At 30.7% G+C, this 16,127-nt stretch carries 19 protein-coding genes; 17 read left to right on the forward strand and 2 right to left on the reverse strand.

Annotation, left to right across the window (positions count from 1 at the left end; genetic code table 11):
• The first annotated feature begins 38 nt into the window (after positions 1-38).
• The 13 genes from ACL_RS02335 to recN all read left to right on the forward strand — a co-directional run bounded on the left by ACL_RS02335 (position 39) and on the right by recN (position 11,532).
• Positions 39-1,034: an NAD(P)/FAD-dependent oxidoreductase gene (locus tag ACL_RS02335; protein WP_012242417.1), complete on the forward strand. Its 996-nt coding sequence runs from the start codon at positions 39-41 to the stop codon at positions 1,032-1,034.
• A 134-nt stretch (positions 1,035-1,168) separates the two neighbouring features.
• On the forward strand, positions 1,169-1,489 hold the full coding sequence (locus tag ACL_RS02340; protein WP_041633812.1) for a PadR family transcriptional regulator: 321 nt from the start codon (positions 1,169-1,171) through the stop codon (positions 1,487-1,489).
• Positions 1,482-2,630, forward strand: coding sequence for an HAAS signaling domain-containing protein (locus tag ACL_RS02345; RefSeq protein WP_012242419.1), 1,149 nt, complete (start codon positions 1,482-1,484; stop codon positions 2,628-2,630). The genes ACL_RS02340 and ACL_RS02345 overlap by 8 nt, the downstream gene beginning before the upstream one ends.
• Positions 2,631-2,702: 72 nt before the next feature.
• Positions 2,703-2,891, forward strand: coding sequence for a hypothetical protein (locus tag ACL_RS02350; protein ID WP_041633816.1), 189 nt, complete (start codon positions 2,703-2,705; stop codon positions 2,889-2,891).
• Positions 2,892-3,191: 300 nt separating this feature from the next.
• Positions 3,192-4,424: an ABC transporter ATP-binding protein gene (locus ACL_RS02355; RefSeq protein WP_012242421.1), complete on the forward strand. Its 1,233-nt coding sequence runs from the start codon at positions 3,192-3,194 to the stop codon at positions 4,422-4,424.
• Positions 4,424-5,293: an ABC transporter permease gene (locus ACL_RS02360; RefSeq protein WP_012242422.1), complete on the forward strand. Its 870-nt coding sequence runs from the start codon at positions 4,424-4,426 to the stop codon at positions 5,291-5,293. The genes ACL_RS02355 and ACL_RS02360 overlap by 1 nt, the downstream gene beginning before the upstream one ends.
• Positions 5,283-6,068, forward strand: a complete 786-nt coding sequence (locus ACL_RS02365; RefSeq protein WP_012242423.1) for an ABC transporter permease — start codon at positions 5,283-5,285, stop codon at positions 6,066-6,068. Before ACL_RS02360 ends, ACL_RS02365 begins: the two co-directional genes overlap by 11 nt.
• Positions 6,069-6,072: 4 nt before the next feature.
• Positions 6,073-7,140 carry an ABC transporter substrate-binding protein gene (locus tag ACL_RS02370; RefSeq protein ID WP_012242424.1) on the forward strand — a complete coding sequence of 356 codons (1,068 nt, stop codon included), beginning with the start codon at positions 6,073-6,075 and terminating at the stop codon, positions 7,138-7,140.
• Between the two features lie 141 nt (positions 7,141-7,281).
• Complete coding sequence (locus tag ACL_RS02375) at positions 7,282-7,662, forward strand: transcription antitermination protein NusB (protein WP_012242425.1); 381 nt, start codon at positions 7,282-7,284, stop codon at positions 7,660-7,662.
• 5 nt (positions 7,663-7,667) lie between these two features.
• The gene (xseA, locus tag ACL_RS02380; protein WP_012242426.1) at positions 7,668-9,008 is read left to right on the forward strand and encodes an exodeoxyribonuclease VII large subunit; all 1,341 of its coding nucleotides are present in this window, start codon (positions 7,668-7,670) and stop codon (positions 9,006-9,008) included.
• Complete coding sequence (xseB, locus tag ACL_RS02385) at positions 9,005-9,190, forward strand: exodeoxyribonuclease VII small subunit (RefSeq protein ID WP_012242427.1); 186 nt, start codon at positions 9,005-9,007, stop codon at positions 9,188-9,190. Before xseA ends, xseB begins: the two co-directional genes overlap by 4 nt.
• The gene (locus ACL_RS02390) at positions 9,187-9,885 is read left to right on the forward strand and encodes a TlyA family RNA methyltransferase (RefSeq protein WP_012242428.1); all 699 of its coding nucleotides are present in this window, start codon (positions 9,187-9,189) and stop codon (positions 9,883-9,885) included. The genes xseB and ACL_RS02390 overlap by 4 nt, the downstream gene beginning before the upstream one ends.
• A gap of 3 nt (positions 9,886-9,888) precedes the next feature.
• Positions 9,889-11,532 (forward strand): DNA repair protein RecN, encoded by a 1,644-nt coding sequence (gene recN / locus ACL_RS02395; protein ID WP_012242429.1) that lies wholly within the window; start codon positions 9,889-9,891, stop codon positions 11,530-11,532.
• A 55-nt stretch (positions 11,533-11,587) separates the two neighbouring features.
• Here recN and ACL_RS02400 read toward each other — a convergent pair whose 3' ends face one another.
• Positions 11,588-11,767, reverse strand: a complete 180-nt coding sequence (locus ACL_RS02400) for a hypothetical protein (RefSeq protein ID WP_041633819.1) — start codon at positions 11,765-11,767, stop codon at positions 11,588-11,590.
• A gap of 68 nt (positions 11,768-11,835) precedes the next feature.
• Here ACL_RS02400 and dinB point away from each other — a divergent pair, with 68 nt between their 5' ends.
• From dinB to ACL_RS02420, 4 genes are all read left to right on the forward strand, one after another.
• The gene (gene dinB / locus ACL_RS02405) at positions 11,836-12,945 is read left to right on the forward strand and encodes a DNA polymerase IV (RefSeq protein WP_049751942.1); all 1,110 of its coding nucleotides are present in this window, start codon (positions 11,836-11,838) and stop codon (positions 12,943-12,945) included.
• A gap of 21 nt (positions 12,946-12,966) precedes the next feature.
• On the forward strand, positions 12,967-14,235 hold the full coding sequence (locus tag ACL_RS02410) for a DEAD/DEAH box helicase (protein ID WP_012242431.1): 1,269 nt from the start codon (positions 12,967-12,969) through the stop codon (positions 14,233-14,235).
• The gene (locus ACL_RS02415; RefSeq protein ID WP_041634653.1) at positions 14,198-15,079 is read left to right on the forward strand and encodes a deoxyribonuclease IV; all 882 of its coding nucleotides are present in this window, start codon (positions 14,198-14,200) and stop codon (positions 15,077-15,079) included. The genes ACL_RS02410 and ACL_RS02415 overlap by 38 nt, the downstream gene beginning before the upstream one ends.
• 63 nt (positions 15,080-15,142) lie before the next feature.
• The gene (locus ACL_RS02420) at positions 15,143-15,793 is read left to right on the forward strand and encodes a hypothetical protein (RefSeq protein WP_012242433.1); all 651 of its coding nucleotides are present in this window, start codon (positions 15,143-15,145) and stop codon (positions 15,791-15,793) included.
• 42 nt (positions 15,794-15,835) lie between these two features.
• On the opposite strand, the gene ACL_RS02425 is transcribed toward ACL_RS02420, so the two are convergent.
• Positions 15,836-16,093, reverse strand: coding sequence for a metal-sensing transcriptional repressor (locus tag ACL_RS02425; protein ID WP_012242434.1), 258 nt, complete (start codon positions 16,091-16,093; stop codon positions 15,836-15,838).
• Between the last annotated feature and the right edge of the window lie 34 nt (positions 16,094-16,127).

Consider the following 16,127-nt stretch of genomic DNA (forward strand, 5'->3'; position numbering starts at 1 on the left):
ATTGCTTCTATAGAAATAATAAAAGTTTGCTATAATCTATGAAGATAACAAGGAGAGATGCATTTATGTTAGAAGTATTAATTATTGGTGCAGGTCCAACCGGATTATATGCAGCATTTTTAGCAGGTCTTAGAAATTTAAAGGCTGCAGTCATAGAATCAAGTGCTGAACCAGGTGGACAATTAACTGCAGTATATAAAGATAAGTATATTTATGATATACCTGGTTTTCCAAAGATAACCGCTAAAGACTATATTGATGGACAAGTTCTACAATATGAAAGATTTAAATCAGATTTACCAATTTATTATAATGAAGAAGCTATCGATATTAAAAAACATGACGATCACTTTATTGTTACTACAACAACTAAAACCATTGAAACTAAGTTTGTTTTAATTGCACATGGTGGTGGTGGATTTGTTCCTCAAAAGTTAAAGATTGATGAACATTACGACAATATCTTATACTTTATTAAAGACTTAAACCAATTTAAAGATAAAAAAATAGTCGTTTTAGGTGGAGGGGATTCTGCACTTGACTGGGCAATCGATTTATCTGAATACACAAAAGATGTTACATTAGTCCATAGAAGAGATGAATTTAGAGCACTTCAATCTAGTGTAGATCACTTTAGAGAAAAAGGTACAATTCTTACACCCTATATTGTAGATACAGTAGAAGGTAATGACAAACTAGTTCACACTTTAGTACTTAAACATGCTAAAACACATGAAAGATTAAATTTAGATGCAGACTATATCGTTGTAAACTACGGCTTTGTACTCACAAAATCCAGACTAGATGAGTGGGGTATTGAAGGTGAAAAAGGTCTAATTAAAGTAGACTACACCATGAAAACAAGTCTTGATGGTATTTATGCTGCAGGTAATGGTATTGATTATCCAGGTAAAGTTAAACTAATTTCTACAGGTCAAGGTGAGGCTGCAACAGCTATTCAATCCATCACAACACTGCTTTATCCAGAAAAAACACGTAAATTTGAACACTCAACTGCACTCATTAAAGAATAATTAACTAGAATACAGCCTAACAAGGCTGTATTTTTTTTATGATTAAAAATATAAAGTATATGTATTGTGTTTTACACAGTACATGTGATATTATAGTAGTGTGTTAAACACAATACACAAGAAAGGGCGATAAATTGAATACACAATTTAAGAAAGGGATACTTGATTTATGTATCTTAAAAGTTGTTAAAGATAAAGAAATGTATGGCTTTGAAATTATCGATAAGTTATCACATATATTAGATATTAATGAAAATACAATTTATCCGATACTTAGAAGACTTACAGAACAAAAACTCTTTGAAACTTATACCAAAGATAGTCCCTTAGGGGCACAAAGAAAGTATTACAAGATCACCTTAGAGGGTGAAAAGAAGTTAGCGTTATTTACAGAAGATTGGGATGCATTTATCAAAAATGTAAATTATATATTGAAGGGTGAACAAGATGAATAAAAAAACATACTTAAAAGAAATTTATGATTACTTTAGAGAAAAAGAAGTAATCAAACATGACATTGACAATGTGATTGCAGATTACTCAGAGCTTTATGATGAAGCTATTGGCTTAGGATTAAGTGATGAGGATGTCATATCTAAATTAGGTACTGCTAAAGATATTTATTATGGTATCGAAGATACATTACGTCATGAAAAATCTAAAGATAATAGAATCGTTGCAGTGATGCCATTTATTTCAACGATACTGTTTTTCTTAGTTGGCTTTGCTTTTGATGGTTGGGCATATGCATGGATATCTTACCTACTCATTCCAGTAACTGCAATTATTGTAAATACTAGAAAGAAGGATATGATTGTAGCGATTAGTCCATTTGTTGCTACAATTACTTTCTTCATATTAGGTTTCTTATTTGATTTATGGCACCCAGGTTGGCTGATATTCTTAATTATTCCGGTTTCAGCGATTGCATTAAACAGTAAGGGTAGTGAAAAAATAGTTGCACTATCTCCATTTGTCTTTCTAACCATCTATATGATTGTTAGTGCATTTATTGTTTCTGAGTTTTATTATTATGGATGGGCTATATTTGCACTTATTCCTGTAATTGCAATCTTAACTCAACCCATAAAATTGAAGGATATCTTCATGATCTCAACAATATTACTAGCGATGGCAGCACATATTACCATTTACTTTACGATTGAAAATGCAGGATATGTATGGATGGTGTATCTAGTACCTACAGTTGTAGGAATCTTACTGGGTTATATTCAAGTAATATCTGGTGATAAAGTAAATGTTAAAGAGAAAATATGGGTAATATTATCGATGCTACTTGTGGTTATCGCATATCTTTTGGTAAGTTTTTTGATCCCTAATATTTGGACTTGGAGTTGGATTATCTTATTACTTATACCAATGATTGGTATCTATGATGGTACTAAATTCGAGCATCCTGTAGCATATATGCCATTTATTGCAATTACTATATTTATGCTTCTTGGCTCACTTGGCAATTACTGGCAATATGCTTGGTTAGTGTTCTTAATTATTCCAATAACTGCAATTTTAACGGAGTCAGGTGACAAAACTAAAGAAGTAAAAGAAGATACTGACGAAACAAGTGATTGTTAACACATTTAAGCGTATCTTATGAAATAAGTTTTTTCATGGCGTATAATCAAACTATAGAAAGGGATGATTAATATGACAGTAAAAGAATTTTTAGATAAAGAAAAACCAAATAAGTATATTATTACTGACCGTATGCGTACACCTTTTAAAGAAGAACAACTTAAATGGTTAGATTTATCCGATATTGAAGTAAGAACTACAGATATTCTGGCTGATGGTACAGTGAGAATACATTCTGATTACATGCCGGATGCTTGTTAACTTTTAGCAATTTACTCATACACCCAATATGAACCTCAATAGAAAAATGCTATTGAGGTTTTATCTTTATTTATATAGCTATAAACACTTAAATTGATAAGACATTAATTAATAATTAACGACAAAATATTAAAAATCATTTAATGAATCTTAATTGTTGACATCTAAGAAAAAATATATATAATATATGCGATTAGTTTATTGTAATTTAACTATATGTTTATATATAGTAAACAAATAGAGATAATATGAAGACGATATTTTACAATGAGTAAACATATGTGAAGGAAGGTACAAATCATGGCTTTTATTGAATTAAAAGATGTAACTAAAGAGTTTAATAATCAAGTAGTATTAAGGGGTATTGACCTAGAAATCAAAAGTAATGAGTTTGTCACCTTACTTGGACCATCTGGATGTGGGAAAACTACGACATTAAGAATTATTGGTGGTTTTATTGAACCAACAGGTGGTGAAGTCTTATTTGATGGTGTAGATATTTTAAAATTACCGGCTTATAAAAGACCAACAAATACAGTATTCCAAAGATATTCTTTATTTCCTCATTTAAATGTTTTTGAAAACGTGGCATTTGGTTTACGTGTTAAAGACCAAAACCGTGAAGCAAAAAAAGAAATTACTACTTTAAAAGAAATCTATAAAAAACAAATTGATGAACTACAATACAAGGTAGATCATGACAGAACAAGTAGTCTTGAATTAAAAAACCAAGTTAAACTAGAAAAGAAAGCACTAAAAGAAAAACTTGATCAAGATATTAAAGACCTACAAGCTACCTTTATTTCTAAAAAGAAATATGAATTTATCATTGAAGAAAAAGTGTCTAAATATTTAAAAATGGTAGGTCTTGATGGTTATGAAAACCGTTCTATTTCCAAATTAAGTGGTGGTCAGATGCAACGTGTTGCAATCGCACGAGCACTAATTAATGAACCTAAGGTGTTACTGTTAGATGAGCCACTTGCTGCACTTGATTTAAAACTACGTCAAGAAATGCAATATGAATTAAAAGAAATTCAAAGAAGTGCTGGTATTACATTTATTTTCGTAACGCACGATCAAGAAGAAGCTTTAACGATGAGTGATAAGATTGTAGTTATGAATAAGGGTGAAATTCAACAAGTAGGTACACCAGTTGATATTTATAATGAACCGATAAACCGATTTGTTGCAAACTTTATTGGTGAATCTAATATCGTATCAGGCATAATGAAACAAGATTATCTAGTACATTTTGATGGTTTTGATTTTGAATGTGTCGACAAAGGATTTGACACCAATCAAGAAGTAGACATTGTTCTACGTCCTGAAGATTTAGATATTGTAGAGTTAGGTACCGGAAAAATTAGTGGTATAGTTGATAGTGTTGTTTTTAAAGGTGTACACTTCGAAATTGATGTGAAAACAGAACATAGAATTTATACAGTACATACAACAGATTTTAAAGCAGAAGGGATGAAAGTTGATCTAGACTGGTTCCCAGAAGATATCCATGTTATGGAGGTCTGGTAATGATTAATTTTCCTAAGAAGCAACAAAAACATCTGCATAAAACACAAAAATTGAATTTTGAATTCTATTTAGGTGCCCCATATTATCTTATGATGATTTTACTGGTCATTATCCCAATTGGATTAATGTTACTCTATGCATTTACAACAGATTCAAACAGCTTAATTTCTATTAAGTTTACTATTGATAATTTTATTCAATTTTTTAAAGAGCCAACATTTATTTCAAGTATGTTAGAAAGTGTCTATTTATCCTTTTTCTCAGCTGTTATTTGTTTGGTGATTTGTTACCCATTAGCATTCATCTTAAGTAGAAGAAAGCTCATGACACAAAAGATATTAGTATCTCTTATTACATCTAATATGTTTATTAACTCTTTATTATTAGCATATGCTGTACGCTCTATATTTGAAATGATTGGAACAACATTCTTTGGTGAAGCAAGATACTTACTAGGTACAGATTTAGCAATTATTACTGGTATGGTGTACTTATATTTACCGTTTATGTTATTACCAATTTATACACATATGTCTAAAATGGATAAAAACCTATTTGAATCTGCTGAAGATTTAGGTGCTAATAAACTTCAAACCATTTTAAGAGTCGTTATTCCGATGTCTTTATCAAGCGTTTTAACTGGATTTATGATGGTATTTTTACCAGCATCAACAACATTAGTTATTACAAGATACTTAGGTAATGGACAAAGAAAAATGATTGGTGATCTAATAGATTTAGCATTTAAAAATGGTAAATTTGGATATGGTGCAGCGATTGCATTAGTGCTTGCACTCATCTTACTGATATTTATCTTCTTAATTAAGAGGGTAGATAAATATGAGGAGGTATTAGCTAATGAAGACTAAAGGTAAAATCTTTGCAGATATTTATATCTTTATCGTATTGCTTACAGTTTTAATACCGTTAATCTCAATGATTATATTCTCATTTAATCAATCAAATTCACTGATTGTATTTACAGGTTTCACATTTAATTGGTATGTAGATTTATTTACATCAAGATCTCTTAGGGAACCTATCTTAAATACATTATTAGTTGCAGGTATATCTACCATGGCAGCAGTCATTTTAGGTACTTTAGGCGCGATGGCCTTATCTAAACAAAATCGTCTATTTAGAGAAGTTGCATTATCTGTGAATAATATACCCATCCTTTCACCAGATATCTTAACTGCGGTTGCATTCTTTGTATTCTTAATCGCTTTTGGGATTGAACGCGGGCTGATGACTATGATTCTAGCCCATATATCTTTTTCAACACCTTACGCCCTTTTAGCAATTTATCCAAAAGTGCGTAGCTTAGATCCAAACCTTTTAGATGCTGCTTATGACTTAGGTGCAACACCAGGTAAAGCATTATGGAAAGTGGTACTACCACAATTAAGAGGTTCTATTGTAGCAGGTGCTGCAATCGCATTTACAATGAGTTTTGACGATTATATTATTTCTAAGTTTGCTAGTGGAGAGTTAGTAAATAATATTTCAACCTATATGTATTCACAGTCACACGGTATTCGTCCAAACATTAACGCATTATCCACCATCATTATCTTTATTATTGGCATCAAAGTCATTCTAGACTATGTCAATTTAAGAAATAAAAAACACGAGGAAGAGTAAAAAAATGAAGAAAATATTTAGTTTAACATTTATTATGGCAGCATTATTTATATTAAATGCTTGTACATCCAATGCATTAGTAATTTATATGCCAAAAGAATATATCTCAGAAGATCTAATTGATGCTTTTGAACAAGAAACAGGCATTCAAGTCGCACTACGTTACTTTGATTCAAACGAAGTACTACTAACAAATGCTAAAGTAAACTCATACGATTTAATTATTCCATCAGACTATGCAATTGAAGAATTAGCAGCTGGGGATTATTTAAAACCACTTGATTGGGACCGTATTGACTTTGATAAAGCTGATTTTTCAGTGAATTTATCAAATGCAATTGACCAATTAAATACCGGTGGATTTGATATTTTAGAATATTCACTACCATATTTTTGGGGTACAGTTGGATTAATCTATAACAATACTAAAGCTGGCTTATATGAAGATCTTGTTGAAGAAGAATGGAATATCCTAAATAATCCAGACTATTCAAAAATGATTTATGATTCATCAAGAGATGCATTTATGGCGGCTCTATATGCTAATAATTTTGAAATGAAAAATGCAACATCAACTGAAATAAATGTTGCTAAAAACTGGTTAATTGATGCATACTCAAAATCAAATGCATCTATAAAGTCAGATGAAATTTTAAGTGAAGCGATTGATAATAACACACCATATGATGTAGCAATGGTTTACTCAGGTGATGCGGTATACATCTTACAAGAAAATGAAAAATATTCATACTTTGTACCAACTTGGACAAACGTATGGATTGATGGCTATGTTATTCCAAAAAATACTAAACATGAAGATTGGGCATATGAATTTATCAACTTCATGTCCACTTATGATGCATTACTTGATAATGCAACAGAAATGGGTTATTCACCAATTTCTGAAGCAGTTTACCAAAACTTATATCAAGACGAAGAATTTAACTGGGACAATGACCGTATTGGTTATGCATTCTCAGTACCTTATACAAATTTTGAATTCTTTAGATATGATGTAGATTTAAAGAAATTAATGGATGATGCATGGGAACTTGTCATCTTAAGTAACTAAACCTAAATATATAAACCTAATAGTAATCGATAAGATAAGTACTATTAGGTTTTTTTATTAAACATAAATCATCGTGTATTATGTCACATAAGCGCATATTTATACCAGTTTTATGTTAAAATACATTTGAGGTAAATAATTATGCAAAAGACACAAACACAATATAAAAAACTAATGGAAGTGATGTATCAATATAGTTTACACAAGCATGTTGATTTTTTAGATTACACATTACTTGAAGATGCATCCAAAGAAGTTATTAACGGCATGATAGATGAATTAGAACATGTAGATTTTTTAATTTCATCAACAATCAAAAACTACACAATTGATCGTTTAAATTTAGTAGATTTAGCAATTATTAGAGTCGCGGTATACGCACTTTTAAAAGAAATCGATCCGGCTGAAATCGTGATTAACGAAGCCATTGAATTATCCAAGGAATATACAGATTTAGATGATGAAAAGCAACACAAATTTAACAATAGTTTAATTGATAATATATATAAAAAAATTAAGTAGGGCATATGAACGAACAAAAGTATTTAAGCGTTTCGGCACTAACTGAATATATTAAAGTCAAATTAGAAAATGATAACCATCTTAAACGCGTATTTTTAAAAGGTGAAATTTCAAATTTTACGCATCATGGTTCAGGACATCTGTATTTTTCATTAAAAGATGAAGATGCAGCAATCTCTGCAATGATGTTTAAAACGTATGCATCTACATTAAGTTTTAAACCTAAAGCAGGGGATAAAGTATTAGTAGAAGGTTATATTTCTTTATATAAAGCACGTGGTACGTATAGTATCTCGATTTTTTCTATGACACTCGATGGTATTGGTGAGCTCTTCTTAAAATATGAACAAAATAGAAAGATGTTTCAAGAATTAGGCTATTTTGATGAATCACTAAAAAAACCTATTCCTAAGTTTCCTAAGATTATTGCAGTCATTACATCTGAAACTGGTGCAGTGATTCAAGATATAAAAACAACCATTTCAAGACGTTACTTACTCGCGAAAATTGAACTCTATCCTATTTTAGTTCAAGGTGAAGGTTCTAAAGACGATATTGTTAAAACACTAGCAAGAGTCAACAGAGAAAGTCAAGCAGATGTCATTATCTTAGGACGCGGTGGTGGGTCGATTGAAGACTTATGGAGTTTTAATGAGGCTGAAGTCGTTGTTGCAATTCATCAGTCTAAAATACCTGTTATTACAGCAATAGGACATGAAACAGATACAACCCTATCTGATTATGTTTCAGACTTACGTGCACCAACACCAACAGCTGCAGCAGAACTTGCTACACCGAATATGGCGGACTTAATTAAAGAAATAAAAGACAAAGTTCAATTAAGTCAGTACTATATGAATGAGCGTATAAAAAACTATACTGCATTAATACTTAATTTAGATGAAAGACTTGAACTAGCCAGTCCTAAATCCAAGTTAGAGTTAGAACATAAACAAATTGATAACTTAACATCTAAATTAACGTACTTTTATAAGTCAAAACTAACAGATAACTTAAATCAGGTCAGACTTTTAAGTCAAAGACTTACGTCGCCTGATGAAAAAATAGAACGTTATAAAGAACGTATAGAAACATTAACATCCAGAATAAACCTTTTATATAAGAAGCAAGTAGACTTGAAAACTTACGAATATCAATCAAGTCTAAAGCAACTACAAGGACTAGATCCATTACGTATTATGCAAAGAGGTTTCTCATTAACAACCAAAAATCAAAAAGTGATTACAAGTATAGAACAAATCAATACGAATGATGAATTAGATATTCAATATAAAGATGGTACAGCCAAGGTTAAAGTATTAAGCAAGGAAGGTAAACACATATGAGTGAAAAACTTACATTTGAAGAAACAATTAAAAAGTTAGAAGAAGTTGTTAAGCAACTTGAAAGTAAAGATATTTCTTTAGAACAATCTATTGAAAAATATCAAGAAGGATTGAAATTATCAAAATCATTATATGAAATGATTAAAGCGGCTGAAGCTTTAATTGTTGAAGTTAAATCTTGAGATTAGATAAATATTTAACAGACCACTATAAAGACATTACACGTTCACAGTTTAGTGACTTTATTAAGCGTGGTTTTGTAACAATTGACGATAAAGTAATAACTAAACCATCTTTTGATGTACTTGAACACCACGTTGTGAAATTTAATAAAGACGACGTCTTTGTTTCACGTGGTGGTGAGAAGTTAGAACATGCAATTGATGTTTTTGGTATAGATATTTCTAATAAAGTCGTCATCGATGTCGGTGCATCGACTGGTGGGTTTACTCAAAGTGTATTAAACCATGGGGCAAAACATGTCTATGCATATGATGTAGGTACAGATCAGTTAGCAAAAAGCTTACGTAGTGATGTACGTGTCTCATCGTTTGAACAAACCAACATATTAGATGTTAATCTACCCGAAAATGATCTGATTGTTATAGATGTATCCTTTACATCGGTATTACCAATTTTAAGTCATGTCACACCTTTTGCAAAAGAGATCATCTTTTTACTTAAACCTCAATTTGAGACAACAAAGGATATGCTTAAAAAAGGTATATTAAAATCAGAAAAAGAAATATCTAAAATCATTGAAAAAACAACGCAACACTTAAAGTCATTATCATTACAAATCTTAGGTTTTACACCAAGTCCAATAACCGGCAAAGATGGAAACCAAGAGTATTTAATTTACTGTACAAGGAGTTAATACATGCTAAATTATCTAGAAGTTAAAAATTTCGCTTTAATTGATGATTTAAATATCGAGTTTAAGCATGGTTTAACATCATTAACTGGAGAAACTGGTAGTGGTAAATCGATTCTTTTAGAGTCTTTACAATTGTTATTTGGAAAGCGTTCAGATGCTGAGTATATTAGAACTGGTACAACTAAAGCAACCGTTCTAGGTAGATTTAGTCTAACACCAAATCAAGCAAGAGATTTAGACTTACCCAATGATATTACACTGAGTAGAGAAATAGACCAATCAGGTAGACATCTAGTAAAACTAAATGATGAAACAATCACCCTTGCTAGACTTAGACAAATAACGAATAAGATTGGCTTAATTCATGGACAAAATGATACCTATCAATTACTAGATAAATCTACCTATGTATCTTTTATTGACTTATTAAATCAAGTAGAAATCAACAAATTACTACAACATTATTTGCTCAAAAGAAGTACTTATTTAGATGCTTTAAAGGCATTTGAAAACCTAAAAAATAAGAAACAAGAAACCCAAGAACGCGCTGAATTTTTAAAGTTTCAAATCAACGAGTTAAAATCTTATAATCTAGTCTTAGGAGAAAAACAGGAATTAGAGGAAAAAGTTCAAAGATTAAAAAACTTTGATAGTATTCAGCAAGCACTAAAGCTAAGTTATGACACCTTTAATGGGCAATTTTTTCAAACAGATCTTTTATATGATGCATACAAACAAATGTCTAAAATCTCTGTATATGATAATGAATTTAAAGAAATATCAAAACTTCTTGAAGAAAGTTATTATAACTTAGAAGAAGCTAAAAAAAGTGTTGAATCTTCTTTAGATAGTCTAGATTTTGATAGTGATGCATACAATAATTATCAAGAACGTTTGTATGAACTATCTAAAATAGAGACGAAATATGCAAAATCAAATGATGACTTAGTGAAGTACTTAGAAGAAATGACCGATGAGTTATTAATGAGTCAAGACTTTGATGGCTATTTAAAAATAGCTAAATCAAAACTGGATACACATTATGATGAAGCTTACAAACTTGGTGAAAAACTAAGTAGTTATAGAAAAAAACTAGCACTTAAGCTAGAAAAAGAATTAACTCAGTCCTTACATGAACTTGATTTAGAAAAGGCAGTTTTTAAAATTGAGTTTGAAGCCTTAAAACCTCAGATGGTATTAGGTGAGGATGGACTAGATTCAGTAGAGTTTATGATATCACTCAATGAAGGTGAACCCCTCAAAGCACTTGCTAAAGTAGCTAGTGGTGGTGAAAAAGCTAGATTTATGTTTGCATTAAAATCTCTTTATGCCATAAATAGTGACTTAAGTCTCTTAGTTTTTGATGAGATTGACATTGGTATATCCGGAAAAACCGCAACAAAAATGGCAAATGTGATGAAACGCCATGCTAAAACGATGCAAATACTCGTGATAACACACTTACCACAAGTAGCTGCAAAGGCAGATTATCATTATGCAATCTATAAAGAATTAGTCGATAAACGTATGCAAACTCAAATTAATATCCTAAACTTTGAAGAACGTACTTTAGCGATCGCTAGTATGTTATCTGATGATGAAATTACACCGTTTGCGATTGAACAAGCTAAAAAATTATTATCATAATAAAAAAATGAACTTATAAAGTAAGTTCATTTTATTTATTAAAAGGTATTGTTAATTAACTAAAAAAGTTAACGACTGCGATGATTGCACCAATTAAAATTACTGCAATTGTTCCGAAAATGATAAGCCCTATAACAATTTTTCCCCATAGAGATTCACTTGGATCTTTAAATACGTATGTATCTTTCTTTGCAACTGGTTGTTGTTTTTTAGAAACAGAATTCTTTTTTGCCATGTTATCACTCCAAAATAATTTGTCTTATGATATTATACTATATAATATGTATTAAAGGAAGTTTTAATTTGAAAAAATCATATAAAGTTATATTTCATATTGATTTAAACGCTTTCTACGCTACATGTGCCATGATTAAAGAGCCACATTTGAAGCATAGGGTTTTTGTTGTTGGTGGACAATCCTCTCAACCAAGAGGTGTTGTATCAACAGCAAGCTATAAAGCTAGAAAATATGGTATACATGCTGGCATGAGCATGTTAGACGCTTTAAATAAATTTCCCAGACTACTTATAGTACCTGTCGACTTTAAATTTTACAGAGAAATGTCTAACAAATTTATGGAAGTTTTGGATGCTTATTCAGATTTAGTCCTTCAAGCATCCATTGATGAAGCGTTTTTAGATATGACCAAAGCATCTGAGGAGATACACCCAATTAAGTTGGCTAAAAAGATTCAAAAGGAACTGGTTGATAAATACCAGTTACCAACATCTATTGGTATCGCACCAACATTATTTTTAGCCAAAATGGCAAGTGATATGAAAAAACCATTAGGTATTACGGTGTTAAGAAAAAGAGATGTAGAAAAGTTACTATATCCTTTAAGTGTTACTGACATTTATGGTATCGGTAAACAAACATACCCAAAACTCATGGCACTTGGTATCAATACAATTAAAGACTTCATGGACTTATCCAACTTACCAAAGATTACACGTGTAATGAAAGAAGAAACTTATTATAGTTTTAGAGAATATATTTTAGGTAATAGTTCAAATGTTGTTGATCCGGATAAATACCGCTTACCAAAATCTATTTCTGCTGAAACCACATTTAATACAAATATGGATGAACCGTCCGTTATATTAGACATCATCATGTCACAACTAGATGAATCCTTAGTTAGACTAAAAAAATATAACATGCTTACAAAAACAGTTGGATTTAAACTCAAATCCAGTGATTTTAAATCCATTACCCGTTCTAAAACACTAGAAGATTATACAAATGATCCTGAAATTATCAAATATGAACTGACATCACTTTTTGAAAATGAATTTGAAGGTGGGATTTATCGTTTAGCTGGTGCATCATTAAGTAACTTAATTTTACACAGTGATAATGAAATTCCTTTTAATCTGTTCACGTATGAAAAGTTTATCACTAAATTATGATATAATTATGGAGGTGAAAATATGAAAATAAAAGAAATGCTTGAGAAATTAAAGTATACTGAATTATCCCCAATACAAACTGAAGTCATTAAAAACTTTAATGATAAGCGACATATTGTGGGCTTAGCTCCAACTGGAACTGGTAAGACACATGCTTATCTTTTTCCTGTTTTAGAAAACTTAAAAAGAGAACCTAATGTTGTAGAAGCAATCATCTTACTACCAACCAATGAACTTGTTATACAAGTTCAAAGTATGTTGTTGGAAACAGATGATACTGTAAGTTATAAATCATATTATGGTTCACAAGATATGCAAAGAGAAGCTGTAAAACTAAAAAACAGTCATCCAAATATCGTTATTACAACACCTTCAAAATTAATCGATTTAGTCATTCATAAAAATGCTTTAAATATTAAACATTTAGATTACTTCATACTAGATGAAGCAGATATGATGTTTGATGAAGATTTTATGAGTTTAATAGATCCTGTTTTAGCAAATCAAAAAATAGATAAATTTATGATATTTTCTGCAAGTATTACTAAAGCTATGGAACCATTTATTGCAAAATACTTTGGAAACCACATCTTTATTGATACAAAGAGGGATACTACTTTAAATATTGATTACTACTTATTAAACATAAGAGAACAAAGACTAGCAAGTTTAATGGATGTTATTAAACGTATTAATCCTTACTTAAGTATTATATTCGTAAGTAAAAATGAAGACATCAACACTGTCTATGAATATCTATTAGAACAAGGTGTTAACGTTGTATCGTTCCAATCTAGTTTAGGCGTTAAACAAAGAAAACGTATTTTAGAAGATATTCATAATTTAAAATATCAATTTGTTGTATCAAGTGATTTATTAGCTCGTGGAATTGATTTTAAAGCAAGTCATATTATTCACTATGATTTACCATTTAAATTAGAGTTTTTCCTACATAGAAGTGGGCGTACAGCACGTATGGGTGATACTGGTGAAGTTTATACACTCTATGATGAAATGGATCAAAAAAAGATTGATAAATTGAGAAACCAAGGTATTGATTTTATACCAATTACATTAACACCAGATGGTTTTAAAAAACCTAAAAAGAAATCAAAAACTTATGATAAAAAGATTGCTAACGCGATTAAAAAAATAGCCAAACCAAAGCGTGTCACACCAGGCTATAAGAAAAAACACGCGGAAAAAGTTAAAGCTGCAATTAAAAAGGTAAAGAAAGGTAGGTACAGGGATGCTGATCTTAGGAAGTCACGTAAGTCTCAAGGGGAATGATATGTTCTATGGTAGTGTATTAGAGGCACTCGAATACAATGCAAATACCATGATGGTATATACCGGAGCCCCACAAAATACAATTAGAAAACCAATTGAAACAATGAAAATAGAAGAGGCGCATGCACTCATGAAGGAAAAAGGTATTGATTTAAATCATGTCGTGGTGCATGCACCTTACATTATTAATTTATGTAACCCAGATCCAGAACGTCGTGCATTTGCTGTTGAGTTTCTTACAAAAGAAGTCATTCGTGTTGGACAAATGGGCATTAACCAAATGGTTTTACACCCGGGTTCAGCAGTTGGTGGTAATAGAGAAGAAGCGGTTCAATGGATTAGTGAAGGCTTAAATCAAATTATCGATAACACTAAATCATACAACGTCAGAATTGCTTTAGAAACGATGGCTGGAAAAGGCAATGAAATTGGTAAAACCTTTGAAGAAATCAAAGCAATCATAGATGGCGTTGATGATAAATCAAGAGTATCTGTTTGTTTTGATACATGTCACGTACATGATGCAGGTTATGATGTCATTCATGATCTAGATAAAACACTCCAATTATTTGATGATATTGTAGGATTAAACTATATTTCTGTAGTCCACGTAAACGACTCTAAAAATGAATTAGGTGCTTCCAAAGACCGTCATGAAAATATCGGTTTTGGCTATATAGGTTATGACGCTTTACTAAAAGTGATTTATCATGAAGCATTTAAAGAGATTCCTAAAATACTAGAAACTCCGTATGTAAATGATAAACCACCATACAAATTAGAAATTCAAATGATTAAAGATAGAGTATTTGATAACGAATTAAAAACAAAGCTAGAAAAATAACATTGAATTAACATTTTAATCATGTTATAATTATATTTGCGAAAACTATAAGGAGAATTTGACATGGCAAAGAAATATCGTGCTGTTGAAAGCAAAATTCATTGGTTAACTTGGGTAATTATGGCTACTTTAGTAACTGCAATGATCGTTTTATTAGTTGTACTTCAACCTGCACCTAAAGATGTATTTTATGATTCATACAGCGCCGTAGCTACAGATGTAAATTTTGAAAAGAAATTACCAAAAGATAATAACTATATTTTAATTAATCGTTTAGAAGATGGTTTCTTAGGTATTAACAAAGGTCTATACTCAGTTACAAATAAAGTTGACCAAGTATCAATCGTGTATTTTGGTGCACCATCTTTAGAAAATGGTAGCAATCATCTAGCAAACGTATATGCAAGATTATATGGATCAGATAAAGTTGACCCAGTAATTGCACCATCAGATTTATATGTTCAATTAAAAGATCAAGTCAAACTATACCATTTTGAACATGATGGTACAGAATTTAGTAAACTAGTTGAAAGACTAAATGAAAAATATGAAGACGCAAAAATCGTTGCTTCAAATGTGCCATTTGTCTTAGTGCTACTAAATAATGAAGTTGTTGACTTTGCTGTATTAAGCGAAGAAAACATTCCACTTCAATTATTTAACTTCTATAATGATGTACTAGCAAGTGATGCTGTACAAGCAATACTCAACTAAAAAACATAAAAAAAATACTTCGAACGAAGTATTTTTTATTTATTAGAGCAGTTTTTTTAATAATACGCTAATTTCCTCAATCTTTTCTTCTGAACTACCCGCATTAATTGAGTCAAGTACACAGGTGTTTAAATGATTGACCAGCAGTTCTTTTTGAGCTTTTTTTAAAAGGGCAATTGAAGCGTTAATTTGTGTAGAAATATCTAAACAATATCTGTCATCTTCCGTCATTTTAATTACGGACTCCACTTGACCTTGAGCAGTTTTTAGTAGTTTGATTATATTTTTGTGATCATGCATGATTGTACCTCGCTTACTTACCCCCTTGTTAGGG

It is taken from the genome of Acholeplasma laidlawii PG-8A (assembly GCF_000018785.1).
In the GTDB taxonomy this organism is placed as follows: domain Bacteria; phylum Bacillota_I; class Bacilli_A; order Acholeplasmatales; family Acholeplasmataceae; genus Acholeplasma; species Acholeplasma laidlawii.

Excerpts from the sequence above, each read along its gene's own strand:
- ACL_RS02355 (WP_012242421.1), top strand. The coding sequence starts at position 3,192 with ATGGCTTTTATTGAATTAAAAGATGTAACTAAAGAGTTTAATAATCAA.
- ACL_RS02410 (WP_012242431.1), top strand. The coding sequence starts at position 12,967 with ATGAAAATAAAAGAAATGCTTGAGAAATTAAAGTATACTGAATTATCC.
- xseA (WP_012242426.1), top strand. The coding sequence starts at position 7,668 with ATGAACGAACAAAAGTATTTAAGCGTTTCGGCACTAACTGAATATATT.
- ACL_RS02400 (WP_041633819.1), bottom strand. The coding sequence starts at position 11,767 with ATGGCAAAAAAGAATTCTGTTTCTAAAAAACAACAACCAGTTGCAAAG.
- ACL_RS02420 (WP_012242433.1), top strand. The coding sequence starts at position 15,143 with ATGGCAAAGAAATATCGTGCTGTTGAAAGCAAAATTCATTGGTTAACT.
- recN (WP_012242429.1), top strand. The coding sequence starts at position 9,889 with ATGCTAAATTATCTAGAAGTTAAAAATTTCGCTTTAATTGATGATTTA.
- ACL_RS02370 (WP_012242424.1), top strand. The coding sequence starts at position 6,073 with ATGAAGAAAATATTTAGTTTAACATTTATTATGGCAGCATTATTTATA.
- ACL_RS02335 (WP_012242417.1), top strand. The coding sequence starts at position 39 with ATGAAGATAACAAGGAGAGATGCATTTATGTTAGAAGTATTAATTATT.
- ACL_RS02360 (WP_012242422.1), top strand. The coding sequence starts at position 4,424 with ATGATTAATTTTCCTAAGAAGCAACAAAAACATCTGCATAAAACACAA.
- ACL_RS02375 (WP_012242425.1), top strand. The coding sequence starts at position 7,282 with ATGCAAAAGACACAAACACAATATAAAAAACTAATGGAAGTGATGTAT.
- xseB (WP_012242427.1), top strand. The coding sequence starts at position 9,005 with ATGAGTGAAAAACTTACATTTGAAGAAACAATTAAAAAGTTAGAAGAA.
- ACL_RS02425 (WP_012242434.1), bottom strand. The coding sequence starts at position 16,093 with ATGCATGATCACAAAAATATAATCAAACTACTAAAAACTGCTCAAGGT.
- ACL_RS02350 (WP_041633816.1), top strand. The coding sequence starts at position 2,703 with ATGACAGTAAAAGAATTTTTAGATAAAGAAAAACCAAATAAGTATATT.
- ACL_RS02365 (WP_012242423.1), top strand. The coding sequence starts at position 5,283 with ATGAAGACTAAAGGTAAAATCTTTGCAGATATTTATATCTTTATCGTA.
- ACL_RS02345 (WP_012242419.1), top strand. The coding sequence starts at position 1,482 with ATGAATAAAAAAACATACTTAAAAGAAATTTATGATTACTTTAGAGAA.